Origin of the sequence: Sphingomonas panacisoli (assembly GCF_007859635.1) — a bacterium.
Taxonomy (GTDB): domain Bacteria; phylum Pseudomonadota; class Alphaproteobacteria; order Sphingomonadales; family Sphingomonadaceae; genus Sphingomonas; species Sphingomonas panacisoli.
Window position 1 is genome coordinate 1,989,266 of sequence record NZ_CP042306.1, and the last position, 24,897, is coordinate 2,014,162.

The 24,897-nt window shown below is 65.3% G+C and carries 31 protein-coding genes; 15 read left to right on the forward strand and 16 right to left on the reverse strand.

Annotated elements, in window-relative coordinates; translation table 11 throughout:
- The first annotated feature begins 59 nt into the window (after positions 1-59).
- Genes FPZ24_RS10175 through FPZ24_RS10190 form a run of 4 tightly spaced genes read left to right on the forward strand, consistent with a single transcriptional unit; the run spans position 60 to position 2,943 of the window.
- Positions 60-572 (forward strand): GNAT family N-acetyltransferase, encoded by a 513-nt coding sequence (locus tag FPZ24_RS10175; protein ID WP_146571654.1) that lies wholly within the window; start codon positions 60-62, stop codon positions 570-572.
- 24 nt (positions 573-596) lie between these two features.
- Positions 597-1,163, forward strand: coding sequence for a DUF1285 domain-containing protein (locus FPZ24_RS10180; RefSeq protein ID WP_146571656.1), 567 nt, complete (start codon positions 597-599; stop codon positions 1,161-1,163).
- Entirely contained in the window at positions 1,160-1,750 is a 591-nt protein-coding gene (locus FPZ24_RS10185; RefSeq protein WP_146571658.1) for a CoA pyrophosphatase, read from the forward strand. Before FPZ24_RS10180 ends, FPZ24_RS10185 begins: the two co-directional genes overlap by 4 nt.
- Positions 1,738-2,943 (forward strand): CCA tRNA nucleotidyltransferase, encoded by a 1,206-nt coding sequence (locus FPZ24_RS10190; protein ID WP_146571660.1) that lies wholly within the window; start codon positions 1,738-1,740, stop codon positions 2,941-2,943. The genes FPZ24_RS10185 and FPZ24_RS10190 overlap by 13 nt, the downstream gene beginning before the upstream one ends.
- Here FPZ24_RS10190 and FPZ24_RS10195 read toward each other — a convergent pair.
- The 3 genes from FPZ24_RS10195 to gcvA all read right to left on the reverse strand — a co-directional run bounded on the left by FPZ24_RS10195 (position 2,913) and on the right by gcvA (position 7,864).
- Complete coding sequence (locus FPZ24_RS10195) at positions 2,913-4,604, reverse strand: putative bifunctional diguanylate cyclase/phosphodiesterase (protein ID WP_420853354.1); 1,692 nt, start codon at positions 4,602-4,604, stop codon at positions 2,913-2,915. The two genes, FPZ24_RS10190 and FPZ24_RS10195, sit on opposite strands and share 31 nt — an antisense overlap.
- Positions 4,605-4,685: 81 nt before the next feature.
- Complete coding sequence (gene parC / locus FPZ24_RS10200) at positions 4,686-6,935, reverse strand: DNA topoisomerase IV subunit A (protein WP_146571664.1); 2,250 nt, start codon at positions 6,933-6,935, stop codon at positions 4,686-4,688.
- 32 nt (positions 6,936-6,967) lie between these two features.
- On the reverse strand, positions 6,968-7,864 hold the full coding sequence (gcvA, locus tag FPZ24_RS10205; protein ID WP_146571666.1) for a transcriptional regulator GcvA: 897 nt from the start codon (positions 7,862-7,864) through the stop codon (positions 6,968-6,970).
- A gap of 117 nt (positions 7,865-7,981) precedes the next feature.
- Here gcvA and FPZ24_RS10210 point away from each other — a divergent pair, with 117 nt between their 5' ends.
- The 4 genes from FPZ24_RS10210 (at position 7,982) to purC (ending at position 10,947) form a co-directional block, all read left to right on the forward strand.
- On the forward strand, positions 7,982-8,167 hold the full coding sequence (locus FPZ24_RS10210; RefSeq protein WP_146571669.1) for a hypothetical protein: 186 nt from the start codon (positions 7,982-7,984) through the stop codon (positions 8,165-8,167).
- Positions 8,168-8,226: 59 nt separating this feature from the next.
- Entirely contained in the window at positions 8,227-9,108 is an 882-nt protein-coding gene (locus FPZ24_RS10215; RefSeq protein WP_240047416.1) for an alpha/beta hydrolase, read from the forward strand.
- A gap of 67 nt (positions 9,109-9,175) precedes the next feature.
- Positions 9,176-10,069, forward strand: a complete 894-nt coding sequence (locus FPZ24_RS10220) for a DUF4349 domain-containing protein (RefSeq protein WP_146571671.1) — start codon at positions 9,176-9,178, stop codon at positions 10,067-10,069.
- Positions 10,070-10,167: 98 nt separating this feature from the next.
- Entirely contained in the window at positions 10,168-10,947 is a 780-nt protein-coding gene (gene purC, locus FPZ24_RS10225; RefSeq protein ID WP_146571673.1) for a phosphoribosylaminoimidazolesuccinocarboxamide synthase, read from the forward strand.
- Positions 10,948-10,950: 3 nt separating this feature from the next.
- Here the strand turns inward: purC and FPZ24_RS10230 are convergent, their stop codons facing one another.
- Genes FPZ24_RS10230 through FPZ24_RS10250 form a run of 5 tightly spaced genes read right to left on the reverse strand, consistent with a single transcriptional unit; the run spans position 10,951 to position 14,615 of the window.
- On the reverse strand, positions 10,951-11,841 hold the full coding sequence (locus FPZ24_RS10230; protein ID WP_240047699.1) for an alpha/beta hydrolase: 891 nt from the start codon (positions 11,839-11,841) through the stop codon (positions 10,951-10,953).
- Positions 11,841-12,488 (reverse strand): 3-oxoacid CoA-transferase subunit B, encoded by a 648-nt coding sequence (locus FPZ24_RS10235; protein ID WP_146571675.1) that lies wholly within the window; start codon positions 12,486-12,488, stop codon positions 11,841-11,843. The genes FPZ24_RS10230 and FPZ24_RS10235 overlap by 1 nt, the downstream gene beginning before the upstream one ends.
- Complete coding sequence (locus tag FPZ24_RS10240; RefSeq protein ID WP_146571677.1) at positions 12,488-12,808, reverse strand: DUF5076 domain-containing protein; 321 nt, start codon at positions 12,806-12,808, stop codon at positions 12,488-12,490. Before FPZ24_RS10240 ends, FPZ24_RS10235 begins: the two co-directional genes overlap by 1 nt.
- Positions 12,805-13,908 (reverse strand): HAD family acid phosphatase, encoded by a 1,104-nt coding sequence (locus tag FPZ24_RS10245; RefSeq protein ID WP_240047417.1) that lies wholly within the window; start codon positions 13,906-13,908, stop codon positions 12,805-12,807. The genes FPZ24_RS10240 and FPZ24_RS10245 overlap by 4 nt, the downstream gene beginning before the upstream one ends.
- Positions 13,905-14,615: a CoA transferase subunit A gene (locus FPZ24_RS10250; protein WP_146571679.1), complete on the reverse strand. Its 711-nt coding sequence runs from the start codon at positions 14,613-14,615 to the stop codon at positions 13,905-13,907. Before FPZ24_RS10250 ends, FPZ24_RS10245 begins: the two co-directional genes overlap by 4 nt.
- A gap of 284 nt (positions 14,616-14,899) precedes the next feature.
- Between FPZ24_RS10250 and FPZ24_RS10255 the strand changes: the two genes are divergently transcribed.
- Entirely contained in the window at positions 14,900-15,472 is a 573-nt protein-coding gene (locus tag FPZ24_RS10255) for an outer membrane protein (protein WP_146571681.1), read from the forward strand.
- A 39-nt stretch (positions 15,473-15,511) separates the two neighbouring features.
- Here the strand turns inward: FPZ24_RS10255 and FPZ24_RS10260 are convergent, their stop codons facing one another.
- The 7 genes from FPZ24_RS10260 to thiS form a co-directional block, all read right to left on the reverse strand.
- Complete coding sequence (locus tag FPZ24_RS10260; RefSeq protein ID WP_146571683.1) at positions 15,512-16,168, reverse strand: HAD-IA family hydrolase; 657 nt, start codon at positions 16,166-16,168, stop codon at positions 15,512-15,514.
- Positions 16,165-17,085, reverse strand: a complete 921-nt coding sequence (locus tag FPZ24_RS10265; protein WP_420853355.1) for an SMP-30/gluconolactonase/LRE family protein — start codon at positions 17,083-17,085, stop codon at positions 16,165-16,167. The genes FPZ24_RS10260 and FPZ24_RS10265 overlap by 4 nt, the downstream gene beginning before the upstream one ends.
- A 156-nt stretch (positions 17,086-17,241) precedes the next feature.
- A complete protein-coding gene (locus tag FPZ24_RS10270; RefSeq protein WP_146571685.1) occupies positions 17,242-17,424 on the reverse strand; it encodes a CsbD family protein in 183 nt (60 codons plus the stop codon).
- A 73-nt stretch (positions 17,425-17,497) separates the two neighbouring features.
- Complete coding sequence (locus tag FPZ24_RS10275) at positions 17,498-18,283, reverse strand: alpha/beta hydrolase (protein WP_146571687.1); 786 nt, start codon at positions 18,281-18,283, stop codon at positions 17,498-17,500.
- Positions 18,284-18,294: 11 nt separating this feature from the next.
- Positions 18,295-19,089: a bifunctional sulfur carrier protein/thiazole synthase protein gene (locus FPZ24_RS10280; protein ID WP_146571689.1), complete on the reverse strand. Its 795-nt coding sequence runs from the start codon at positions 19,087-19,089 to the stop codon at positions 18,295-18,297.
- Positions 19,090-19,119: 30 nt separating this feature from the next.
- A complete protein-coding gene (locus tag FPZ24_RS10285; RefSeq protein ID WP_146571691.1) occupies positions 19,120-19,395 on the reverse strand; it encodes a hypothetical protein in 276 nt (91 codons plus the stop codon).
- A 4-nt stretch (positions 19,396-19,399) separates the two neighbouring features.
- Positions 19,400-19,627 (reverse strand): sulfur carrier protein ThiS, encoded by a 228-nt coding sequence (gene thiS, locus FPZ24_RS10290; protein WP_420853356.1) that lies wholly within the window; start codon positions 19,625-19,627, stop codon positions 19,400-19,402.
- Between the two features lie 54 nt (positions 19,628-19,681).
- Here thiS and aroQ point away from each other — a divergent pair, with 54 nt between their 5' ends.
- The 6 genes from aroQ to FPZ24_RS10320 all read left to right on the forward strand — a co-directional run bounded on the left by aroQ (position 19,682) and on the right by FPZ24_RS10320 (position 24,179).
- Entirely contained in the window at positions 19,682-20,116 is a 435-nt protein-coding gene (aroQ, locus tag FPZ24_RS10295) for a type II 3-dehydroquinate dehydratase (RefSeq protein WP_146571693.1), read from the forward strand.
- A 43-nt stretch (positions 20,117-20,159) separates the two neighbouring features.
- The gene (gene accB / locus FPZ24_RS10300; protein WP_146571695.1) at positions 20,160-20,642 is read left to right on the forward strand and encodes an acetyl-CoA carboxylase biotin carboxyl carrier protein; all 483 of its coding nucleotides are present in this window, start codon (positions 20,160-20,162) and stop codon (positions 20,640-20,642) included.
- 5 nt (positions 20,643-20,647) lie between these two features.
- Positions 20,648-22,015: an acetyl-CoA carboxylase biotin carboxylase subunit gene (accC, locus tag FPZ24_RS10305; protein ID WP_146571697.1), complete on the forward strand. Its 1,368-nt coding sequence runs from the start codon at positions 20,648-20,650 to the stop codon at positions 22,013-22,015.
- Positions 22,016-22,077: 62 nt separating this feature from the next.
- On the forward strand, positions 22,078-23,304 hold the full coding sequence (locus FPZ24_RS10310; RefSeq protein ID WP_146571699.1) for an MFS transporter: 1,227 nt from the start codon (positions 22,078-22,080) through the stop codon (positions 23,302-23,304).
- Positions 23,301-23,636 (forward strand): arsenate reductase (glutaredoxin), encoded by a 336-nt coding sequence (arsC, locus tag FPZ24_RS10315; RefSeq protein WP_146571701.1) that lies wholly within the window; start codon positions 23,301-23,303, stop codon positions 23,634-23,636. The genes FPZ24_RS10310 and arsC overlap by 4 nt, the downstream gene beginning before the upstream one ends.
- Before the next feature lie 63 nt (positions 23,637-23,699).
- Positions 23,700-24,179 carry a rhodanese-like domain-containing protein gene (locus tag FPZ24_RS10320; protein WP_205012827.1) on the forward strand — a complete coding sequence of 160 codons (480 nt, stop codon included), beginning with the start codon at positions 23,700-23,702 and terminating at the stop codon, positions 24,177-24,179.
- Between the two features lie 21 nt (positions 24,180-24,200).
- Here FPZ24_RS10320 and FPZ24_RS10325 read toward each other — a convergent pair whose 3' ends face one another.
- Positions 24,201-24,854 carry a hypothetical protein gene (locus FPZ24_RS10325; protein ID WP_146571705.1) on the reverse strand — a complete coding sequence of 218 codons (654 nt, stop codon included), beginning with the start codon at positions 24,852-24,854 and terminating at the stop codon, positions 24,201-24,203.
- Positions 24,855-24,897: the final 43 nt, after the last annotated feature.

Here is a 24,897-nt window from a genome sequence, read left to right on the forward strand (position 1 = left end):
GGCGTCATGGCGTTAAACGCGCCCGCCCCGGGTATCCCGCCTGGACAGAGGAGACCGAAGTGCTGGAGTTCGTGCCGATCGCAACCGTCGATCCCGCCGCCGTCGAGGCGTTGCTGGACCGCGCGTTCGGGCGAGACCGGCATTCGAAGACGGCGTATCGCCTTCGCGAAGGGGTGGCGCCGGTCGCGGAACTGAGCTTCGCTGCGATCGAGAACGGCGCATTGATCGGGACGATCCAGTGCTGGCCGGTGCAGATCATTGGCGATTACGGCGCCACCCATGCTCTCGTTCTGGTCGGTCCGGTCGCCGTCGAGCCATCGCGGCAGGGTGGCGGGCTGGGCAAGGAGTTGATGCACCAGGCGTTGGACGCCGCGGTCGAACTCGATCTCGACAGCGCAATGATGCTGGTCGGCGACCCGGACTATTATAGCCGCTTCTGGGGTTTCAGCGCTGACGCGACGGGCGGCTGGCGCTTGCCGGGCCCGGTCGAACGCCATCGTCTGCTCGCGCGCGGCCGCGATGTTCCTGCGATCGCCGGGACGGTCGGTCCACGCGTCGCGGTTGCGGCGTAACGCCCGCTAGCCTAGCGGTTCGGCATGCCGATGGAGCCGCCGCCCGATCTCGCCAGCCTGTCGCTCGCCGATATCGCGCGGTTGGCGAGCGAGAAGCGCTTGCCGCCGGTCGATAAATGGCACCCGACACATTGCGGCGACAGCGACATGCGGATCGCGCGCGACGGCACGTGGTTCCACATGGGCTCGCCGATCGGCCGGCAGGAAATGGTGCGGCTGTTCTCGACCATCCTGCGCCGCGAGCCCGACGGCGGTTACGTGCTGGTGACGCCGGTCGAAAAGCTCGACATCGCGGTGGAGGACGCGCCGTTCGTCGCGGTCGAGATGAAGACGGAAGGCGATGGTAGCGACGCCAAGCTGGCGTTTCGGCTCAATACCGGCGATCTCGTTACCGCCGGCGCGGATCATCCGTTGCGGTTCGTCCAGGCCGACGACGGCCCCCGCCCCTATCTCCATGTGCGGGGCGGACTTGAGGCGCTGGTCGTGCGGAGCGTCTATTACGACATCGCCGAACGAGCCTTGTCCGGCGACGACGATCCCGCCGGCGTGTGGAGCGACGGCGCGTTCTTTCCGCTGGAACCGGCGGTATGACGCTGGCGGAGCGGCTGCGCGCCGCACTGATGGCGGACGATCATGCGCCGGTCCTGTTGCCGGGCGACAACGCCGAAACGTTCAGCCACGGAGCGGCGCCGGCGGCGGTGCTCGTCGCGATCACCGACCGGCCTGAGCCAGGGGTCATCCTGACGCAGCGCACCGACACGATGCGCCGCCATGCCGGGCAGGTCGCCTTCCCCGGCGGACGGATCGATCCCGAAGACGCGGACGCCACCGCCGCGGCGCTGCGCGAAGCCGAGGAAGAAATCGCCCTGCCCCGCGACGCGGTCGAAGTGGTCGGAGCGGCCGACCTGTATCTCACCGTCACCGGCTATGCGGTGACGCCCGTGATCGGCGTGATCGCGCCAGACCTGGACTATCACCCCAACGAGGCCGAGGTCGCCGACGTGTTCGAGGTCCCGTTATCCTTCGTGCTCGATCCCGCGAATCAGGTCCAGGCGAGCGCCGAGTGGCAGGGCCGCACGCGCACCTATTACGAGATCAACTGGCGCGACCGCCGCATCTGGGGTGCGACGGCGGCGATGATGGTCAATCTGTCGCGGCGGCTGCGATGGGTGGCGTGATCCTGCCCGCCGCCGCGTGGCGCGACCATCCCGGTTTGAAGCGCGTGGTCGATGCGCTCGGGCCGGGCAATGCGCGGATCGTCGGCGGGGCCGTACGGGACACGCTGCTCGGAATCGACACCGCCGATATCGATCTGGCGACGACGCACGCGCCGGATGCGGTCGTCGATCTGCTCGAGGCCGCGAGGATCAAGGCCGTCCCCACCGGCATTAAGCACGGGACGATCACGGCCGTCGCCAGCGACGCGGTGTACGAAGTCACGACGCTTCGCCGCGATCTCGAAACCGACGGGCGGCACGCGACCGTGGCCTTCACCGACGACTGGCGCGAAGACGCCGCGCGTCGCGATTTCACGATCAATGCACTGTACGCCGATCCGGTAAGCGGCGACGTGTTCGACTATTTCGACGGCATCGCCGACCTGGAAGCACGGCGCGTGCGCTTCATCGGCGATCCGCTGACTCGAATCGCGGAGGACCACCTCCGCATCCTGCGCTTCTTCCGCTTCCTCGCGCGGTTTGGCGACGAACCCGATCCGGATGGACTGAAAGCCTGCACCGATCGCGCCAACGACCTGATGGCCTTGTCGCGTGAGCGAATCGCCAACGAACTGCTCCGCCTGCTCGTCGCGCCGCGCGCGCCCGAGGTCGTTGCCCTGATGCTGGAGCGCGGAATTTTCGCGCCGGTCCTGCCTGAAATCGGCAATCTGGATCGCTTTGTCAGAACGGTGCGCCGCGAAGAACGTACGCAAAGACTGTATAATGCCTTGCTGCGGTTGGTGTCGTTGGTGCCGACGAACACGGTCGAATCCGTCGGGGCGCGGCTCAAGTTGTCGAATGCCGATCGCAAGCGCATGCTGACCGCCGCCGAGCCGCTAAAAACAGCGAACGCGAAGGAACTGCGCTACCGCCTTGGCGCTGTCGGAGCGCACGACCAGATCCTGCTAGCCGATCTTACGGAGGGTGCAGTCGATCGCATGCTGGCGGAGATAGATGCCTGGACCGTCCCGACCTTTCCGATGTCGGGCGGCCAATTGGTCGCCAAGGGCCTGACCGCCGGCCCTGACGTCGCGCGCACGCTGCACAAGATCGAAGACCGCTGGATCGCCGAAGGTTTTCCCGATGCCGATCGCGTCGCGGCGATCGCCGACGATGAAGTCGCTCAGCTGTTGGCCGACATCAGGAAGTCGTAGGCGGCGTCGGCTTCGAGCGGCTTGGCGTAGACGTACCCCTGACCGAACGTGCAGCCCAGCGCGGTCAGCGTCTGCGAGAGTTCGTTGGTCTCGATGCCCTCCGCGGTCGTATCCAGCCCCAGCGCCTGCGCCAGGCTCAGGATCGCGCGAACGATCGCTATCTTGTCGCGGTCGGCGAGCATGCCGGTGACGAAGCTGCGATCGATCTTGAGCACGTCGATGGGCAGTTTCTGCAGATAGGCCAGGTTCGAATAGCCGGTCCCGAAATCGTCCATCGCCAGCGTCGTGCCGAGTTGTTTCAGGGCGTGCATCGTGTCGGCGACGCGCTGCGGATCGGCGACCAGCGCGCTTTCGGTGAGTTCGAGCGTGAAGCGGCTTCCGGCCAATCGATGCGCCATCAGCGCGCTTTCGACCGCCGGCGCGATGTCGTCGCGATGCAACTGGATCGCCGACAGATTGACCGCGAACTTGACGCCGCAGCCGCCACCGGCGCGAACGTCCCATGCCCGCAACGTCTTCGCCGCTTCGTCGAGCGCCCAGCGGCCGAGCGGCACGATAAGGCCTGATTCCTCTGCGACAGGAATGAAGTCGTTCGGTGAGTGCTCGTGACCGCTTTCGCTGGTCCAGCGCGCCAGCGATTCGAACGCAACGACCCGACCCGAAGCGAGATCGCAGATCGGTTGATAGGTCAGCCGCAGCGCGCCTTGCTCGATCGCGCGGCGCAGTTCGGTCTCGATCCCGAACGCGGCGCGGGCGGCGTCCAGCGCGCGCATCTGATAATGTTCGGCGTGGCCCGACGTCTTCGACCGCTTCACCGCGAACTGGGCGTGACGGATCAAATCCTCGGCGTCGTCGATCTCGTCGCTGCCGAACGCGACGCCGATCGAGCATGCGACGCGGATTTCGAAGTCCGACATCCGGAACGGCGTAGCGAGCGCCGCCTCGATCCGGCTGGCGACATGATCGGCCTCCGCCGCATCGGCTTCGAGGGTCAGCAGGATACCGAATTCGTCACCGCCCGTCCGGGCCAGCGCATCGACCGCCCGCAACGCGCCCTTCAACCGGCGCGCGACGGTGATCAGCAGCTCGTCGCCGGCCATCGACCCCATGCACGCGTTAACGCGGCTGAACCGATCGAGATCGACGATCAGCACGGCGTAACGCGCAGCACCGTCGCCGGCGGCGATGCGCTCTTCCAGCAATTCGCTGAACGCGGCGCGGTTGGGCAACCCGGTAAGGCTGTCGGTCATCATCTCGCGGCGCAAGTTGCGCTCGGTGCGTAACTCGCCGGTATGATCGGTCAGCGTGACGAAACAGTGGCTCGATTTGGATGTACGGCGCGCGAGCATGACGCGGAAGTGGCGGCAATCGACGGCGCTGCCGAACTCCCAGGAAAACTCTTCGCGGTCGCGATCGCTGGTCAGGAACTGAGCCAGGCGATCTCCGAGGTGCTGGATCAGGGGTGCTTCCCCCTCGGCATTGCCCAGCCCGGCCTGGCGAAATGCGCCGTTCGCTGCGGTAATCTCGACGCCCCCGTCGCCGGGGCCGACCAGCGCCAATGCCACCGGTATCAATTCGATCGATGCCGCGATCCCGGGAATTTGGCTCGGCAACAGCGCGCCTTCCACCGGCTCGGCGGAAACACGTGGGATGGTCTTCACACGGGAGAATCCGAGCGGCATTCCCCGCTGACTAGCTTCGATTAGTTAAAGCCGCCTGAAGCTTGTCACGAAATCAGCCACTTAAAACCTGTTGTCGCGCGGGAATCCGGTGGGCGGCATGCGGCCTGCGGCGCCGCGCGCGGTCCGCCATGGCTGCAGATCGGTTTCGGTCCGCGTCCGTCCGCTCTCGCCGCCCATCGCCCAGCTCAGGCCGTCCGCGAACTTGAACGTGATCGCATCGGCCAGTCCGCCATCGCGATAGCGCTGCAACTGCACCCCCTGCCCTTTTGCAAGTTCGGCGACTTCCGCGAGCGGGAACACCAGCATCTTGCGGTTGTCGCCGATCGCCGCGACGTAATCGTCCTCGACGCCGATCGGCTTGACCAGTTTGAGCTTCGCGCCGGGCCGCGGGTTGACGACCGCCTTGCCCTTGCGGGTCTCGGCGATCGCGTCCGCGGCCTTGAGGACGAATCCGCGCCCATCGCTCGCCGCGACCAGCAACCGCTCGGCTTCGCTCGCGCGGAACAGAGCCGTGATCGGCACCTCACCGTCGAGGTCGATCATCAGCCGCACCGGCTCGCCGAACCCGCGCCCGCCGGGAAGCTTGTCGGCGGCGAGCGTGTAGAATCGCCCGGTCTCCGCCGCAAGCAGCAGCTTGTCGGTAGTCTGCGCATGGAAGGCAAAACGCGGACCATCGCCTTCCTTAAACTTCATCGCGTCGGCGCTGGCGAGTTCGACATGGCCCTTCATCGCGCGGATCCAGCCGCGCTGCGACAGGATGACGGTGATCGGCTCACGCTCGATCATCGCCTCTAGCGGGATGTCGCGCGCCGGCGCCGCTTCCTCGATCATCGTGCGGCGACGGCCGAGCGCCGTTTCCGGGCCGTAGCGATCGCGGATCTTGCCGAGGTCGCGCTTCAACCGCGTGCGTTGCCGCGCATCGCTCGATAGCAGCAGTTCGAGTTCGCCTTGCTCTTTCTCCAGCGCGTCGCGTTCCTTGCGGATCTCCATTTCCTCGAGCCGGCGCAAGCTGCGCAGCCGCATGTTCAGGATCGCCTCCGCCTGGCGGTCGGTCAGCCCGAACTCGGCCATCATCACCGGCTTCGGTTCGTCCTCGGTGCGGATGATCTCGATCACGCGGTCGAGGTTGAGGAACGCGATCAGATAACCGCCGAGCAGTTCCAGCCGGTCGGCGATCTTGTCGAGCCGATGCTGCGAGCGGCGACGCAGCACGACGAAATGATGATCGACCCACGCCTGCAACGCTTCGCTCAGGCTCATCACGCGCGGCGTGCGCATGGCGTCGAGCACGTTGAGGTTCAGCGGCACGCGCGTTTCGAGGTCGGACAGCCGATAGAGGCTGTGCATCAGGTCGTCGGCATCGACGGTGCGGCTGCGCGGTTCGATGACGATGCGCAGGTCTTCGGCGGATTCGTCGCGCACGTCGCCCAAGATGGGCAGCTTCTTGTCGTTGATCAGGTCGGCGATGCCCTCGATCAGCTTGCCCTTCGCGACGCCGTACGGAATTTCGGAAACGACGATGTGCCAGCCGCCGCCCTTCTCGACGACCTTCTCCATTCGCGCGCGCACCCGGAAGGACCCGCGCCCGGTGGCATAAGCTTCGGCGATCGCAGCCGGGCTATCGACGACGATCCCCGCGGTCGGGAAATCGGGCCCCTTCACATAGTCGAGTACGTTGGCCTGGCCGTTGTCGATCAGCGCGATGGCGGCGTCGAGCAGTTCGGCGGCGTTGTGCGGCGGAATGCTGGTCGCCATGCCGACCGCGATTCCCGCCGCGCCGTTGGCGAGCAGATTGGGGAACAGCCCGGGCATCAGCTCCGGTTCCTGTTCCTCGCCATTGTAGGTGGGACGAAAACCGACCGCGTCCTCGTCGAGCCCGTCCATCAGGTCGATCGCGACCTGCGTCAGCCTGGCTTCGGTATAACGATAAGCCGCAGCGTTATCGCCATCGATGTTGCCGAAGTTCCCCTGCCCATCGACGAGCGGGTAGCGGAGCGAGAAATCCTGCGCGAGGCGGACCATCGCGTCATAGACCGACTGGTCGCCATGCGGATGATACTTGCCGATCACGTCGCCGACGACACGCGCCGACTTCTTGTACGCCGCCGCCGGATCCATCCGCAGCAATCGCATTGCCCATAGCAGGCGGCGATGCACCGGCTTCAGTCCATCGCGGACATCCGGCAGCGACCGCGCGGTGATCGTCGATAGCGCGTAGACGAGATAGCGTTCGCTGAGCGCGCTATCGAACGGCGCGTCGAGCACGCCGATTGGCGGATTGTCGGGCAGGTCGGTGATGTCGGAAGCCATGGCGCGCGGTTAATGCGGTTTGTGCGAACAGGCTAGACCGGGCTTGGCAAATCGCGCGCGAGCTCCGCCAGCAGCCACTCGCGGAACCTCTTGATCTTGGCGATGCCGCGCCGCGCTTCGGGATACACCAGCCAATAGGCATAGCCGCGCGTCGAGACTTGATCGAACGGCCGCACAAGCCGCCCTTCGGCCAGATCGTTCCGCCAAAAGAAGGGTGTCAGCATCGCCACCCCCTGCCCGGCCATCGCGGCGTGCCCTTCATGCGCCTGGCTATCGAGCCGGACGCCGGGGCGCGGGGGGCCTTCCGGGATATCGACGCCCGCCTCGCGCAGCCAGAACGGCCACCAGGGATCATGCGGACTGATCTGAGGCACATGCAGCAGATCGGCAGGACTAAGCGGGCCGTGCCGCCGCATGAATCCCGGCGAGCACATCGGCGTGAAATCGATCGGGACGAGCAACTCCTCGTGCGCGCCTTCCCACCCGCCGAGCCCGGCACGGATCGCGATATCGACGTCATCGGTGATGAAGTCCGCGAGCGCGTCGCTGGTCGACAGCCGCACCGCCATCTCCGGATGGTGCATCTGGAAGCTGCCGAGCCGCCAGGCGAGCCACGTATTGGCGAAGGTATTCGACGTGGACACCGTCAGCACACCCTCGTCATCCGCGCGGATCGCACCGAACGCCTGATCGATCGCGTCGAACGCCCGGGTAATCTGCGGTGCGGCGCGGCGGCCGGCGTCGGTGAGCACCACGCGACGCTTTTCGCGGCGAAACAGCGGCGCGCCAAGCCGCTCTTCCAATAACTTGATCTGATAACTGACCGCCGCCTGGGTCATGCCCAGTTCACTGGCGGCGCTCGTGAAGTTCTCATGGCGCGCGGCGGCTTCGAACACGCGAACGGCGGCGAGGGGCGGCAAACGGCGCATGCGTCATTGATAAGCGGTACTTGTCGATCATGTCCAACGATTTGTTGGCGCCCGTCGGCGGCTTCGCGCATATCGCAATGGCTAGCGACACCCCTCTGACCGAAGAAGGAATTGACCATGCGTGACGATTTCCTGAGCGGCGACTGGGCCGCCAACCGCCATCACCTCAGCGCCGGCATCGATAAGCTGGCCGGCAACGTTGCCCGCATCGTCGGCGACACGTTCGACGCGCTGACTCGCCAGCAGTTCGACGCGCCGTGGCGCCGGCATTGGCGCCACGTGAAGATCGGCACCCCGCGCTGATCTAGCGGGCCGATCGTCGCTCCCTCGCGGTCGGCCCGCTCCCTTGCTATCGTGCGGCGATGATCCGGCTTGCCTTCATCGCCGCGCTGGCGTCTTTCGCGATCATGCCGAGCGCCAGCACGCCTTTCACGCCCATGACCTGGGGCGATCTAACCAGCCGCCCGCGCCCCTCGCCGCAAGCGACGATCACGTATGGGCCGGACGACTATCAAAAGGTCGATCTCTGGCTGCCCGCCGGCCTAGGCCCGTTCCCCGTCGTGCTGATGGTCCATGGCGGCTGCTGGACGACCAGCATCGCCGACCGCACGCTGATGAACTGGGCGGCCGACGACCTGCGCAAGGCGGGCTATGCGGTCTGGAATATCGATTATCGCGGCGTCGACCGGCCCGGCGGCGGCTATCCGGGGACGTTCCAGGATGTCGCCAAGGCGGCAGACCTCTTGCGCGCGACCGCCGCAAAGTACCGGCTCGATTTGAGCCAGGTCATCGCCGTTGGACATAGCGCAGGCGGCCACCTTGCGCTGTGGCTCGCCGCGCGGCCGAAGCTCCCCTCTAACAGCGCGCTGCGCGCACCCGATCCACTACCGATCGCGCGCGTCATCAGCCTGGGCGGTCTTCCCGATCTCGAAGCGACGGCGGCCAGCCCGGACAATGGCTGCGGTACCGACGTCGTTCAAAAACTGGTCGGTAACGGTCGCACCGAACGCTATGCCGACACTTCCGTCCCACGCCTGTTTCCGCTCGGGGTCCCGCAGGACCTGGTCAACGGTCGCGAAGACGCGATCATCCCCTACCGACTCGCGACAGATTACATCGCCAAGGCCAAGGGTGAAGCGACGCTCCATACCGTCCCCAACACTGGCCATGTCGAACTCATCACACCCGGTACCGCCGCCTGGACCGAGACGAAACGCCTCATCGCCAAAGCATTTCGTCGCTGAAAACGCTCGTCTTGACGTAATACCCTATCGATGAGATGGTGTATTATCATCGGACGGGAGAGCTTCCATGCGGTACGTGTTGATGGCAACGGTTGGTGCGACGGCGCTTGTTCTCGCCGGATGTTCCAAATCCCAAAATTCCTACGGCAATAACAATTTCAGCGCACCGCAGTCGCAATCCGCCGCGTCCGCACCCTCTGCCGAGGTATCGCGCTACGCCGCCGAGGACGCGGCGCCCGGCATCAACGTCACCGCCGCACCCGGCGTCGCCTTCACCTATCGCTACGCATTCCGCCTGCCCGCCGAGAAACTCGCCGCCGCGCAGGAGGCGCATGCTCAAGCGTGCGAAGCGCTCGGCGTCGCGAAGTGCCGGATCACCGGCATGCGGTACCGGGTGCTCGGCGAGAACAGCAACGAAGGCGTATTGTTGTTCAAGCTCGACCCCGCCCTCGCCCGCGCGTTCGGCAAGAAGGGGATCGACGCGATCACCGCCGCGCAGGGCAAATTGGTCGATGCCGAGATCACCGGCACCGATGCCGGCGCGGAAATCGCCAAGCTCCAAGCGTTGAAGGCGCAAGCGACCGCGGAATTGCAGCGGCTCGACCGCGAACTCGCGCGCAAGGATCTGAAGGACGACGAACGCAGCGAATTGCAGAACCAACGCCAGGCGATCGCAACGCAACTCGCCGACAACAAGACCAATACAAGCGATCAGCAGGAATCGCTCGCCAACACGCCCATGGAATTCGATTATCAGTCCGGCCCCGCGGTCCAAGGCTTCGACGGCAGCGCGCCGATCACCAGCGCGGGGAACGTCTTCGTCAATTCGGTCAGCGTCACGATCGGCGTGGTCCTGACCGTGCTGGCGGCGCTCGCGCCTCCCGGCGTCATCGTGCTCGCGCTGTTCCTGCTCTGGCGCCGCTTCCGCCCGCGCCGAAAGGCAACGGAGACGCCGGCCTGATTGCACGTGGTGGCGCTTTCCTGTAACGGCCACAGCTTCTCCGCCCCGGCGCGCGCCAGCGTTGCCGGGGCGATCATTTCAAAGGGTATGCGCCGACCATGGCACGCCGCCGCCAGATCTACGAGGGCAAGGCCAAGATCCTCTACGAGGGTCCCGAACCCGGCACGCTGATCCAGTATTTCAAGGACGACGCGACCGCGTTCAACGCCCAGAAAAAGGGCACGATCAACGGCAAGGGCGTGCTCAACAACCGGATTTCGGAGCACATCTTCACCCTGCTCGGGCTGATCGGCGTACCGACGCACTTCATTCGCCGTCTCAACATGCGCGAACAACTCATTCGCCAGGTTGAGATCGTGCCGATCGAGGTGATGGTCCGCAATGTCGCGGCCGGTACGCTGTCGAAGCGCCTGGGGATCGAGGAAGGCACGCAACTCCCGCGCACGATCATCGAATATGCCTACAAGTCGGACGAACTCGGTGACCCGATGATCACCGACGAACACATCGCCGCGTTCGGCTGGGCCAGCCAGGAAGAGATGCACGACATCGCCGACTTGGCGATCCGCATCAACGATTTCCTGTGCGGCCTGTTCGCCGGAATCGGCATCCGCCTGGTCGATTTCAAGCTCGAGTTCGGGCGTATCTGGGACAATGATTACGGCCGGATCATCTTGGCCGACGAGATCAGCCCCGATTGCTGCCGCCTGTGGGACATCAAGACCAACGAGAAACTCGACAAGGACCGCTTCCGCCGCGACCTGGGGGGTGAGGCGGAGGCCTATCAGGAGGTCGCACGTCGGCTTGGCCTGCTGCCCGAAGGCGAGGATTCGGCCGTGCTCGACCTCGAACAGCACCGGCGCGACCGCGGCAAGTAACCGTCAGCGGCGCGCCGGCATCGCGCGGTCGAGGAAAACGACGCTGTCGGCGAGCACCGGCGCCTTGCCGCGAAACGGCTTGGACAACGCCATGGCGACGTCCTCGTGGCTCAGGGCCGGATAGTCGATCATCGTCACCGGCGCGCCGAGCTGCTTGAGCCGGGCGGTCAGGTCATAGGCGTTGTGCGGTTTGACCTCGGTATCCTTGGTCGAGGTGACGAGCAGCATCGGCGGCGCGTCCCTGCGCGCGAAGGTGATCGGCTGAGTCGCTTTCGGATCGGCGGCGTTGCCCAACGCGTCGACCGCGCGCTTCGAGGTGAAGGGGTAGAAGTTGTACGGCCCCGACAGGCCGACGACCGCCTTGATGATCCCCGGATCGACACCCTCCGCCCGCAGCCAGCGTTCGTCGAGCGCCAGCATCGCGACGGTGTACGCGCCCGCCGAATGCCCGGCGATCGCGATGCGGCTCGGGTCGCCACCATATTCGGCGATGTGATCGCGCGTCCATTTGACCGCCTGCGCGCCGTCCTGAAGCATGGCGGGAAAGCGGATCGCCGGCACCTTGCGATAATCGGGCATCACCACGATGAACCCGGCTTTGGCATAGGCCCGCGCCGCGAACGCATAAGCGCGACGATCGCCCTTTACCCAGCCGCCGCCATACCAGAAGATCAGCACCGGTCGCGGCCCGGTGGCTTTGGCCGACGGCGTCCACACGTCGAGCGTTTGACCGGTCGTCCCGAACGCAATGTCGCTCCCCGGCCGGCTCGCGCCCCAACCGCCGCCCATCACACCGTCCAGGATGCTGAGCAAGCCGGGCGGTGAAACGGTCGCGACCATGATTCCCAACCCTGCCAGCAGACCGACGATTCCGACGATCAGCCAGCGCCGAATCACGCCGTCGTCAGCGCTTCGTATTTGGCGGTCGTCTTCGCCGCAACCTCATCCGCCGTCACGCCCGGCGCAATCTCGATCAGCCGGAACGGCGAACTGTGATCGGGGCGATGAAACACCGCGAGGTCGGTGATGATCATGTCGACCACGTTCTTGCCGGTCAGCGGCAGGGTGCAGGCCGGAATGAACTTGGGGTCGCCGTTCTTCGACGTGTGCTCCATCACGACGATGATCTTCTTGACGCCCGCGACCAAATCCATCGCGCCGCCCATGCCCTTGATCATCTTGCCGGGGATCATCCAGTTGGCGATGTCGCCATTTTCCGCGACTTCCATCGCGCCGAGCACGGTCAGGTCGATATGGCCGCCGCGGATCATCGCGAAGCTCTGTTCCGACCCGAAATAGACCGATTGCGGCAGCTCGCTGATCGTCTGCTTGCCGGCGTTGATCAGGTCGGGGTCCTCCTCGCCCGCGAAGGGGAACGGGCCGATCCCGAGCATGCCGTTTTCCGACTGCAGCGTAACCTCGACGCCCGCCGGGATATGGTTGGCGACGAGCGTCGGGATACCGATGCCCAGGTTCACGTAATAACCGTCGCGCAATTCCTTCGCGGCGCGCGCGGCCATGTCGTCGCGGGTCCAGGGCATCAGTCGTCCTTTCTGGCAACCGCTACGGGGAGCGGCAGATCGTTGGTCGGGGCGGTTCGCTCGGCGTCGAACCCTTCCCAGATGCGGGCGAGCATCTCGTCCTGCGAATGGCCGAGCGCTTTGCCCCACGCGGCGGCGGCGTGGCGTGCGGCATCGACCAATGCGATGCCGAACAAGGCCGGGTCGGCGCCGAGCGCCTTCGGGTTGACGAAATAGCTGGCCGGTCCGCCTTCTTTCGCCCAGGCGCGCAGGAATTCCCGCCCGCCGTCGAGCATCTCGGCGAACGGAACGAGGTCGATCGGGATCGGTTTGTCGGTCATTTCTTTTCCGTCGGCGTAGGCGCTGGAGCGGACACGGGAGCTACGGGCGTTGGCCCCGGGTCGGTCCAGCGCTTGTCACGCGGGAATATGGTGTCGAGATCGCCCTTCAATCCCGACCCGTAGACTGGGTTAGGCAAGATGAACCAACCATGCCCCCACAGCATCTTGACCGCCCTGCCCTGCGCCAATCCGCGGCGCGCCACCGGGTCGAGACCGGACGCGTTGAACAGATCGCTGAAATCGCCGAGTTGGTCGCCCGCCATCGCGATCACGCAATATTGCGCCGCGATCGCCGCGCGCCGCGGGTCCTTCGCGCTGCCGGTGCCGGCATCGCCCTGGAGCCAGAGATTTTTAAGATGCTCTACCGGGCCCAGCCCCGCGCCGGTCAATGCCGCTTCGGTCTCCTTGGCATTCGTCGCCATGCGATTGGAATTGAATACCAGCGTCACGCCTGACGCCTTGGACACGCGCGCGAGTTCGATCATGCCCGGCGTCGCGGCAACCGCGCCGGCACCGGTCTTCTCCCAGCGTTCCCAGCGGGACTGGTCGTACGGTCCGCCGCGTTGGCTGTCGTCGGCCTCGTAACCGAGGTTAAGCAAAGCCGTCTCGTCGATGTCGAGTACGACCGCGAGCGGTTTTTTGTCGCAGCTTTCGAACTTCGGAGCGTCCAGCGTCGCGCCGGGTGCGAGCACGACCGAGAATACCGCCTGGCCCACCGCGCGGTCGCTCGACTTGGCGATGATCGTATCGATCACGCCCAGATAGGCCTGATAGCTCAGCGCCGCCGCCTCGCCCGAGCCGTAGAGATACTGCATCCCCGGCGGCACCTTGCCTGCGGCCGGAGCCGCTGGTGCGGGCGCAGCAACGCTGCCGTCGGGCGCCGGAAGCGCGGTCATGTTGGTCAACACGACTGCCTGCCCGTCCGCAGTCTTGACGGGAGCACGCTTCGCTTCTTCGCGCGCGGCCTTCTTCGCGCGACGTTTGTCGGCGATCTTGTTCTTGCCCGCGATCGCTGCATAGCCGACCGGCAGCGCCGCCACGCCGATACAGCCCGACAGCGGCACCGCGCCGATCAACAAATACGGTAAGGCTCGCTTCACGCGGCGGCCCGCTCACGCACGGTGCGGAATTCGATCTTCTTGTCGTACGGCGCACCGACGATCATCCGCTTCACGTAGATGCCGGGCAGATGGATCTGATCGGGATCGAGGCTGCCGACCGGCACCACCTCCTCGACCTCGGCGACGCAGATCCTGCCCGCGGTCGCCATCGGCTGGTTGAAATTGCGGGCGGTCTTGCGGAACACCAGGTTGCCGCTTTCATCGGCCTTCCAGCCCTTGATGATCGACAGGTCGGCGCGAATGCCGCGTTCGAGGATGTAGTCCTCGCCGTCGAAATTCTTGACCTCTTTGCCGTCGGCGACCTGCGTTCCGACGCCGGTCTTGGTGTAGAAACCCGGGATGCCCGCCCCGCCCGCACGGCAGCGCTCGGCCAGCGTCCCCTGCGGACAAAATTCGACCTCCAGTTCGCCCGACAGATATTGCCGTTCGAACTCCTTGTTCTCGCCGACATAGGACGAGATCATCTTCTTCACCTGCCGCGTCCGCAGCAGCTTACCGAGCCCCTCGCCGTCGATCCCGGCATTGTTGCTGGCGATCGTCAGTCCCGTCGTGCCGGCATCGCGGATCGCATCGATCAGCCGCTCCGGAATGCCGCACAGGCCGAACCCGCCGGCGCAAATCGTCATGCCGTCGAACAACAGGCCGTCGAGCGCCGATGCGGCGTCGGAATAAAGCTTGCGGGCCATGGATACTCCTTGGGTTTGAAGAGCGAATAGAAGCGCGCGCTTGCCGGGGCAAGACGCTCGCCGGCGCAAATGGCCGCACCGGCCCAACGCGCCGCACGTCCGGCAAAATCAAGGCGCGGGCTGATCGCATCGGCCCAAAAGCGGCCAAATATCGCGGCGAAACCTCAGCTCGACCGCGGCTTGTTGCGGTCGTGTAACCGCTCGCGAGGAGCAATGCGTACCGACGACCAAATGCCGGCTATCCCCTTGGCCGGCGGTCCCCACCATGAAATGGAGTAACCCTCATGCGACTTTTTGCCGCATCTCTACTGCTGTCCGCGTTTGCCACCCCGGCATTCGCTCAGGACAGCGACAAGCCCTTCGAGGGTGCATCGGCCACCGCGATCACGGGCGTCGATTTCACCAGCGAACCGGGCAACAACGCCACGGGCGTGATCTATGGCGGCCAGCTTGGCTATGACGTGCAACGCGGCAAGACCGTATTTGGCGTCGAAGGCGAAGTGACGGGTTCGTCGAGTAAGGGCTGCGGCGGGAGCGCGATCTTCAGCTACTGCTCCAAGCAAGACCGCGACCTCTATGTCGGCGGTAAGATCGGCCGCGTGGTCGGCGACTCTACGTTGCTGTATGCCAAGGTCGGCTACACCAACAACCGCCTCACCGGCAGTTACGTCGACAATACGACCACCCCCGCCACGTCCGGCAGTGGCAGCAACGTCCTCGACGGCGTGCGCGGTGGCGTCGGTGTCGAACAGAAGCTCGGCAAAAGCCTCTCACTCAAGGCCGAGTATCGCTATTCGAACTATGAGGGCTCCTATAGCCGCAACCAGGGCGTGGTCGGGCTTGGCTTCCACTTCTGAACGTTCAGGGCCGCGCGGGGAAACTCGCGCGGCTTTTTTTCAGGCGAGCGTTCCGGCGGGCAACGCGAGCACCGCTTCCAGATCGGTCAGCGCTTGATCCCCGCTCGCCACCTTGATCGCCGCCATCCCAAGCTCGGCGGCGGGTTTGCAGTTGATGCCGAGGTCGTCGAGATAAACGCATTGCGCCGGCGCCACGCCGAGCTGCTCGCATGCCAGGTGGTAGATCGCTGGGTCCGGCTTGCGAATGCCGACCTTCGAACTTTCGACCACGCAGTCGAACCGGGCCAGGATCGCCGTGATCGCCGTCGCCTTATCCGCCGTCCGCGCCATCCCGGCGCCGCTGCCCGTCGGCACGTTGTTGGTGATGCAGCCGATCCGGTAGCCGTTGTCTTTCAGCCAATCGAGCGCCGCCACCATCCGCGGCCGGATGTCGCCGGCCAGGACCGCCAGGACATCCTCTCCGCGCAGATCGTGTCCCAACGCTTTCGCTTCATCGGCAAAGATCGCATCGAAGGTCGCGGCGTCGATCTCGGCCCGCTCGAACCGCGCCCAGGCATTGCCGTCGCGCTCGAGCGCGTTGACGCGGCGGATAAAGTCGCGGGGGATGCCGCGCTCGTCCTCCAGCCGGTTGAACGCCTCGAACGGCGACGAGGTGATCACCCCGCCAAAATCGAAAATGACGGTGTCGCGGGTCATCCGTTGTAATTCAGTTTCAACCCCGGTCGCGGCCAGCGCATCTTGGCCAGCCGTCCGCTGCCCGACAGGCAGATGTACGCGTCCATCATGTCCGCCCCGCCCCAGCAGATGTTGGTGGTGAAGATGTCGTCGGTCGGCACGAATTCGACCAGCTCGCCGGCCGGCGAGATCACGCTGATCCCACACTCGCCGATCGTCGCGACGCAGATGTTGCCGTTTTCCTCGATGCCCAGCGAATCGAAGAATTTGTAGCCGGCGGGTCGATAGAGCGGGATACCGGGACCGCCCGGACCCGACGTGCCATCGACCTTACCGGGCGCGATCACGTTGAATGCCATCAGCCGGCACGTATAGGTCTCCGCCGCATAGAGCCGCTTGCCATCCGGCGACAGGCCGACCCCGTTGGGGTTTTCGCTCGGGAAGATCACTTCCTCGAGGTGACTGCCATCCGTCTTCGCGTAGAAAATCCCGACGACGTCACGCTCGCGCGGACGCGTCTTGCCGTGATCCGTGAACCAGAATCCGCCGGCATCGTCGAACACGATGTCATTCGGACCGCGCAGCACGCAGCCGAAATCGCCATCCTTATAGAGGATCTTGACCGCACCGGTATCGATGTCGATACGCTCGATCCGACCACCCGAATAATCGTCGGCCTGGCCGTGCGGCGCGAGATAGCCGTTGGCGTCGATATAGTTGAACCCGCCGTTATTGCAGCAATACAGCTTCCCGTCCGGGCCGATGGCGAGGCCGTTGGGACCACCGCCGGGTTCCGCGACGGTCTGTTTGGTACCGTCGGGCAGTACACGGGTGATGCGACCGGCCGCGATCTCGACCAAGATGACGCTGCCGTCCGCCATCGCGACCGGGCCTTCGGGAAAACGCAGGCCCGTTGCGACGATTTCCATGTCCGGCATTTGCCCCTCCCGTCCGTACCGTATCTTCGAACCTTATCGCGTGGTGTCGGGTCAAAGAAAAGAGGGTTTGGTGCGCCGCGCGGCGTGAAAAAGGGGCCGTCCGGTACCAGACAGCCCCCCTCATCAGCCCAATGACGGCGTCGAGCTAGACGGCGACTAGATGTCGTCGCCCAGCGCGCCCTTCACCTTGCCGACAAGCTTTTCGACCTTGCCTTTGCCTTCCTGTGCGAGACCTTCGTTGTGCAGTTCGGCGTCGCCCTGATGGCCGCCGATCGCCTGCTTGGCCTTGCCGACCGTCTCATCGACGGCGCCTTTGATTTTGTCGGTCAATTCACCCATCGTACCTACTCCATACCAAGCGAAATTAGTATGGATCAGAACGACCGGACCGGCACCCGGTTCCCGCCGATCGTCAGGGGAAAACGCGTTTCAGAAACGCGAGAACGGCGGTCCAATTTTCGTCCGCGCCTGCCGGGTTCTTCGTCGCGTTCAGCGTCGAAGATCCGTGGATGCCGGTGCGCGGAATATATAGCTGGCGGTCGGTCGACGTCGTCGCCGATACGATTGCTTTGGCTTCACCCTCCTCTTCCAACGTGTTGGCGGAGGTGACGAACACGGGCACCGCAATCTTGGCGGCGGCGGCTTCGACCATTTTCTTGTCGTTGAAATATTCGCCGGGAGAAAACGCCATGATCGCTTTGACGCTACCCTTCGCATCGGCGGCGTTGCCGAGCAGGAAGACGAGGCTCGCCGAATAGCTCGATCCCCACAGCACGATCGGCTTGTCCTTCGCCTTGGCCCAGGCCAGCGCGGCTTCGAGGTCGGGAAGCGCGCCGAGATAGTCGGTCTTGTCCTGCGCCGCGGCCATGGTCCGATTGGCGCCGTACAGATTGCCGCCAACGCGCTGATCGATCGCCAGCGCGGCGAAGCCCTCGCGCTGCAATCGCGGGGCGATGTCGGCATATTCGCCCGACGACGATCCGGCCTGATGAAACAGCAGGATCAGCGCCCGGGGCGCGGCGTTGGGATAATACGTACCATAGACGGTGACGCCGTCAGGCGCCTTCAACTCGACCGGCTGCGGCGTTTGCACTTTGGCGGCTGCGGTTTCGTTCGCCAACGCATCCTTATTGTCGACCTTGGGCGCGGCATGGCAGGCCGCGAGGGTAATCGCGCTGGCGATGACGAAACGGCGCATGCGGTTTCCCTTCAGATCAACCCGGCGAGCGGACTGGATGGATCGGCATAGCGCCGCAGCCCCATCCTCCCGGCCAGATACGCCAAACGCCCACTTTCGACCGCGAGTTTCATCGCGCGCGCCATCATGATCGGGTCCTTGGCCTCGGCGATCGCGGTGTTCATCAGCACGCCGTCGCAGCCCAGCTCCATCGCCACGCCCGCGTCGGACGCCGTACCGACGCCCGCATCGACCAGCACCGGCACCTTCGCGCCTTCCACGATCAGGCGGATCGTCACGCGGTTCTGGATACCCAACCCCGACCCGATCGGCGCTCCGAGCGGCATGATCGCGACCGCGCCCGCCTCTTCCAACTGCTTCGCCGCGATCGGATCGTCGACGCAATAGACCATCGGCTTGAACCCGTCTTTCACCAGGGTCTCGGTGGCTTTCAGCGTTTCGCGCATGTCCGGATAAAGCGTTCGCGCCTCGCCCAGCACCTCCAGTTTCACCAAGTCCCAGCCCCCCGCCTCGCGTGCCAGCCGTAAGGTGCGCACCGCACTGTCGGCATCGAAGCAACCGGCGGTGTTGGGCAGATAGGTGATCTTCTTCGGATCGATGAAATCGGTAAGCATCGGCGCCTTGGGGTCGCTAACGTTGACGCGGCGCACCGCGACGGTGACGATCTCCGCCCCCGACGCTTCGACCGCTGCCGCGTTCTGCGCGAAGTCCTTATACTTGCCGGTCCCGACGATCAGGCGCGAGCGGAACGTCCGACCAGCGACGGTCCAGCTATCGTCGGCGACGACGGGGGTGGCGATATTCATTACGGGTCAGCCTTTACGATCGGTCGTGAATCAGCGCGTCGGCTTCCTAGAACCTTTGCGGCGCGGTGTCGCGGGCTTGCGTTTTCGCTTCTGGGTCGGAGGTTCGATGCGTTGATCCTGCAGGCGGAGCGGTCCGTGCAGGCGATCGAACAGTTCCTTGCGCACGCGCGTCAGGATCGCCCAGGCACGCCATCCTTTTTCCGATTTGATACGCTGAGACCGGCGGTCGAGCATGAAGCCCGCGCAGACGATGGCGATCGTGCCCAAGACGCCGACCGCGATCAGCGCAATGTCGCCCGCGTCCATCGCCTCACCCACCGCCGACGAAATGGACGATCTCGAGTTCGTCGCCGTCCTCGATCATGACCTGCGCCAGCGTCGATCGCGGCACGATCTCCAGATTGCGCTCCACCGCGACCTTTTCCGGCACCAGCCCAAGCTCCTCCGCCAATTGCGCGATGCTGAGCCCCGCGGCGACGCGGCGGTGCTCGCCATTGACGCGGATCGAAACGGTGCCGTCGGTGTGCATGGTATTCATGAGAAATCGCGATATAGGGGCGCGAGCGTAAGCGCCACAACCGAAAGGCCAAGGGTGACCGAAACGATCCTGGTGCTGAACGGCCCGAACCTCAACATGCTGGGGACGCGCGAGCCGGAAATCTACGGCGCCGACACGCTGGACGACATTGCCGGCCGGCTGACCGAGCGCGGCAAGGAATTGGGCGTCGCGGTCGATGTCCGCCAATCGAACCATGAAGGGCATCTGGTCGATTGGCTGCAGGACTCGCAAGGCTGGGGCGTCAAGGCGATCCTGCTCAATGCGGGCGCGCTGACGCACACATCGGTCGCGCTGTACGACGCGATCAAGGCGATCAATGTACCGGTGATCGAGGTGCATCTGTCGAACCCGCTGGCACGCGAGGATTTCCGCCACGCGAGCTTTGTCGGTCGTGCCGCTCGCGGAACTATTTCCGGGTTCGGCGCGCTGTCGTATATGCTCGCGCTTGAAGCCGCCGCCAGTCTCTGACAGACGGCTCGCCCCATCATAAGGGGCAGATAAGAAGGGTTGCATGGCAGACGAGAAAGAAGGGGCAATGCGGATCGACGTCGAACTGGTACGCCAGCTCGCGGCGTTGCTCGACGATACCAACCTGACCGAAATCGAGGTCGAGGACGCCGATCGCAAGGTACGAGTCGCGCGCAAGGCGCCTCAAGTCGCGGCGGCAGTACAGTACGCGCCCGCGCCCGTCGCGGCACCGGCGGCCGCTCCCGCTACTGGCGCGGCTCCCGCCGCCGAACCGGCCGCGGCGCCGAGCACCGCCAACGCCGTGAAGTCGCCGATGGTCGGCACTGCCTATCTCGCCCCCAATCCCGAAGCGAAGCCGTTCATTGCGGTCGGGCAAAAGGTTGCCGCCGGCGATACGCTGCTGATCATCGAGGCGATGAAGGTCATGAACCCGATCACCGCGCCCGCCGCCGGCACCGTTGCCGCGATCCTGGTCGGTAGCGGCCAGCCGGTCGAGTTCGACCAGCCGCTCGTCGTCGTCGAGTAAGTCGCTTGCCCGAGATCAAGAAGCTCCTGATCGCCAATCGCGGCGAGATCGCGCTGCGCATTCACCGCGCCTGCCACGAAATGGGGATCAAGACGGTCGCGGTGCATTCGACCGCCGACGCCGACGCGATGCATGTCCGCCTCGCCGACGAAGCGATCTGCATCGGCCCGCCGCCAGCGACCGAGTCGTACCTCAACATCCCGAACATTATCTCGGCGGCTGAGATCAGCCATGCCGACGCGATTCACCCGGGCTACGGCTTCCTGAGCGAGAACGCCAAGTTCGCCGAGATCATCGAGGCGCATGGGATCATCTTCGTTGGTCCCAAGCCCGAACATATCCGCACGATGGGCGACAAGATCGAGGCGAAGCGCACCGCGGGCGCGCTCGGCCTGCCGCTCGTCCCGGGATCGGATGGCGCGATCGAGGACGTCGAGGAAGCCAAGAAGATCGCGGAGGCCGCCGGCTATCCGGTGATCATCAAGGCCGCGTCCGGCGGCGGCGGGCGCGGCATGAAGGTCGTGTACGATCCGCAGGAACTCGAAACGCAGATGCAGCAGGCCGGTAGCGAGGCGAAAGCCGCGTTCGGCGACGCCACCGTCTATCTCGAAAAGTATCTCGGCAACCCGCGCCACATCGAAATCCAGGTGTTCGGTGACGGCAACGGTAACGCGATCCACCTCGGCGAGCGCGATTGTTCGCTACAACGGCGCCATCAGAAGGTGTTGGAGGAAGCTCCCTCGCCCGTGCTCTCCGCCGAGGAACGCGCGCGGATCGGCGGCGTCTGCGCCAAGGCGATGGCCGACATGGGCTATCGCGGCGCGGGAACGATCGAGTTCCTGTGGGAAGACGGCGAGTTCTACTTCATCGAGATGAACACGCGCCTGCAGGTCGAGCATCCGGTGACCGAGGCGATCACCGGTCTCGACCTCGTCCGCGAACAGATCCGCGTCGCCGAAGGTCACGGCCTGACGTTGCGCCAGGAGGACGTGCATTTCCGCGGCCACGCCATCGAATGCCGCATCAATGCCGAGGACCCGCGCACCTTCGCCCCCTCGCCCGGCCTGGTGAAGCAGTATCACGCGCCCGGCGGCATGAACGTACGCGTCGATAGCGGACTTTATGCCGGCTATCGCGTGCCGCCTTACTACGACTCGATGATCGCCAAGCTGATCGTCTACGGCACGACGCGTGCCGGCGCGATCCGTCGCCTCCGTCGCGCGCTCGAGGAATTCGTGGTCGAGGGCATGAAGACCACGATCCCACTCCACCGCGCGCTGATCGAGGATCCGGAGTTTCTCGAGGGCCAGTACACGATCAAGTGGCTCGAAGAGTGGCTGGCGCGGCAGGAAGAAGGCGACGGCGACGCGTAGCGCGCGCCGACTAGCGCCCTTGTCACGTTTCGCATAACCCTCCCGGTCGACGGGAGAGTTGGATGGCGCTGGCGACCGAATTGAAGGGGCTCAACCGCAAGCAGGTCCATTCGATCTGGGCGAGCTATCTCGGCTGGACGCTCGATGCGTTCGATTTCTTCCTGCTCGTGTTCATGCTGTCGGCGATCGCCAAGGAGTACGGCACCGACGTGAAGACGGTGGCGGAGGCGACTTTCCTGACGCTCGCCGCGCGGCCGTTCGGCGCGTTCGCGTTCGGGTGGCTGGCGGACCGGTTCGGGCGACGACCGATCATGATGATCGTGATCCTGTTGTTCTCGGTCTTCTCCTTCGCCTCGGCGTTCGCGTGGAGCCTGACCAGTCTGTTCGTCATCCGCACCCTGTTCGGGTTTTGCATGGGCGGCGAATGGGGGATCGGCGCGAGCCTGGTGATGGAATCGATCCCGGCCAAATTGCGCGGCCCGGTGTCCGGACTGCTCCAGTCGGGCTATCCGTCGGGCTATTTCCTGGCGAGCCTGGTCTATTTCCTGCTGTTCGACACGATCGGCTGGCGCGGCATGTTCATGGTCGGTATCGCGCCCGCGATCCTCGTCTTCCTGATCCGCATGCATGTCGACGAGAGCCCGGCGTTCGAGGCGCGGCGCGACAAGCCGCAGGTCAATCCGCTCGCCGTTCTGGCGGAGAACTGGAAGATCGCGCTCTACCTCGTCGTGCTGATGACGTGCTTCAACTTCTTCAGCCACGGCACGCAGGACCTCTATCCGACCTTCCTCAAGGAACAGCACAAGTTCGACACGCACACGGTCGGCTTGCTGGCGATGATCGGCAATGTCGGCGCGATCGTCGGCGGGATCGGGTTCGGGATATGGTCGGAGACGATCGGTCGCAAGCGGGCGATCGTCATCGCCTCGCTGCTCGCGCTGCCGATCATCCCGCTCTGGGCGTTCAGCACCACACCGTTGATGCTCGCGGCGGGCGCTTTCCTGATCCAGGTCGCGGTGCAGGGCGCGTGGGGCATCGTGCCGGTGCATCTGAACGAACTGTCGCCGGCGCTGGTGCGCGGGCTGTTCCCCGGTTTTGCCTATCAACTCGGCAATCTGATCGCGTCGCGTAACGGCCCGATCCAGGCGAGCATCGCGGAGGCGCATGGCGGAAATTACGGCTTCGCGCTGGCGCTGGTCGCGGGGATCACCGTGGTCGTGCTGGTGATCTGGACGTTACTCGGACCCGAGCGGCGCGATGTGGATTTCGTGGCGGAGGCGAAGGCGTGAAGGCGACGATCTGGCATAATCCCCGCTGCTCGAAATCCCGCGAGGCGTTGGCGATCCTGCAGGATGCGGGCGCCGATATCGAGGTCGTCGATTACCTCCACCACCCGCCGAGCCGCGACCAGCTTGCCGCGTTGTACGCTCGCGCCGGGCTGACCCCGCGCGACGGGCTGCGCACGGGCGAAGATGCCGCCAAGCCGCTCAAGGTCGCGAGTGACGACGCCATCCTGGACGCGATGATCGCCGACCCGATCCTGATCGAACGCCCCTTAGTCGAAACGGCGAAAGGCGTCGTGCTCGGCCGACCGCCGGAAAAGGTCCGCACGATCCTGTGACCCGTTCAGCGCCGGTTTAGCGGCAGACGCTCATTCTTCCGGCGAAACGATGGGAGAATGTACATGGCCCCCCTGCTGCTGCTCGGCGCAATGCTGGCGGCCGATACGCCGCCGGCCAACCCACAGATCGACTATCCGGCGTTTGCGAAACTCGCCCGCGATCTGCAGCCGATCCGTGATCGTCACCGCCTATCGCTCGCGCAATTCCAGGCGATGGCGGCGAGCGGCAAAGCGGTGATCCTCGACGCGCGCTCAGCCGATGCCTTCGCCGCGGGACATATTGCGGGCGCGATCAATTTGCCGTTGACCGACTTCACGGCGGAGGCGCTCGCCGAGAAGCTGCCCGACCGTTCGCGGCCGGTGCTGATCTACTGCAACAACAATTTCGTGAACAACGTGCGGCCGGTCGTGCTGAAGTCGGCGCCGGTATCGCTGAACATACAGACGTTCATCAACCTCCACGCCTATGGCTACACCCAAGTGTGGGAGTTGGCGGACCGAGTCGATTTCGCCGATCCCGCCGTGCGCTGGGTCCGGAGCTGATCGGCCCCGGACCCATCCGACTTAGTTGGTTTTCGTTGTTACCGTCGTAGTCGTCTTGGCAGCCGGTGCAGGCGCCTTGCGAACCACCGTCCGCTTCACGACGCGCTTGGCAGGCGCGCGTTTCACCACCGTACGCGTCGCCGGGACCGGCGTCGTCGTGGAGGTCGTCACCGTCGTCTCGGTCGGTGTCGGAGCGGGCGGCGGCGCGGGCGGCGCGGCGATGATCACCGGGGCGGGCGGCGGGGCGTTGCGCGCGGCCTGAGCGTCGGCTTCAGCGGCGCGAGCGCGGGCTTCGGCATCGCTGGCGGCGCGCGCGGCGTCGGCAGCCTGGGCGTCGGCCGCTGCCTTATCCGCTGCTGCCTTGTCCGCTTGCGCGCGCTGCGTTTCGTTGAGCGCGAGATCGGCGAGGCGCGACGCGTTCTGCGCATCGACGATCGCCTGATCCTTCCGGCTGGCCTTCAGATCGTCCTCGGCGGCACGGAGCGAAGCCTGAGCATCGGTCAGCGCGCGCGGCGCGACCTGCCCGGTCCCGGCGCGGGCCGCGGCATCGACCTTACCGCGCGCTTCGGCGACGGCGGCGCGCGCACGGTCCATCTTGCCGTCGGCCATTGCCGATGTCGATGCGAGCATAAGGCCGAGCGCCGAGGCACAGGCCAGCAATCGAGTAGAACGCATGATACTCCTCCTGAACTGGAACGGCCGCACAACGATCGTTTCT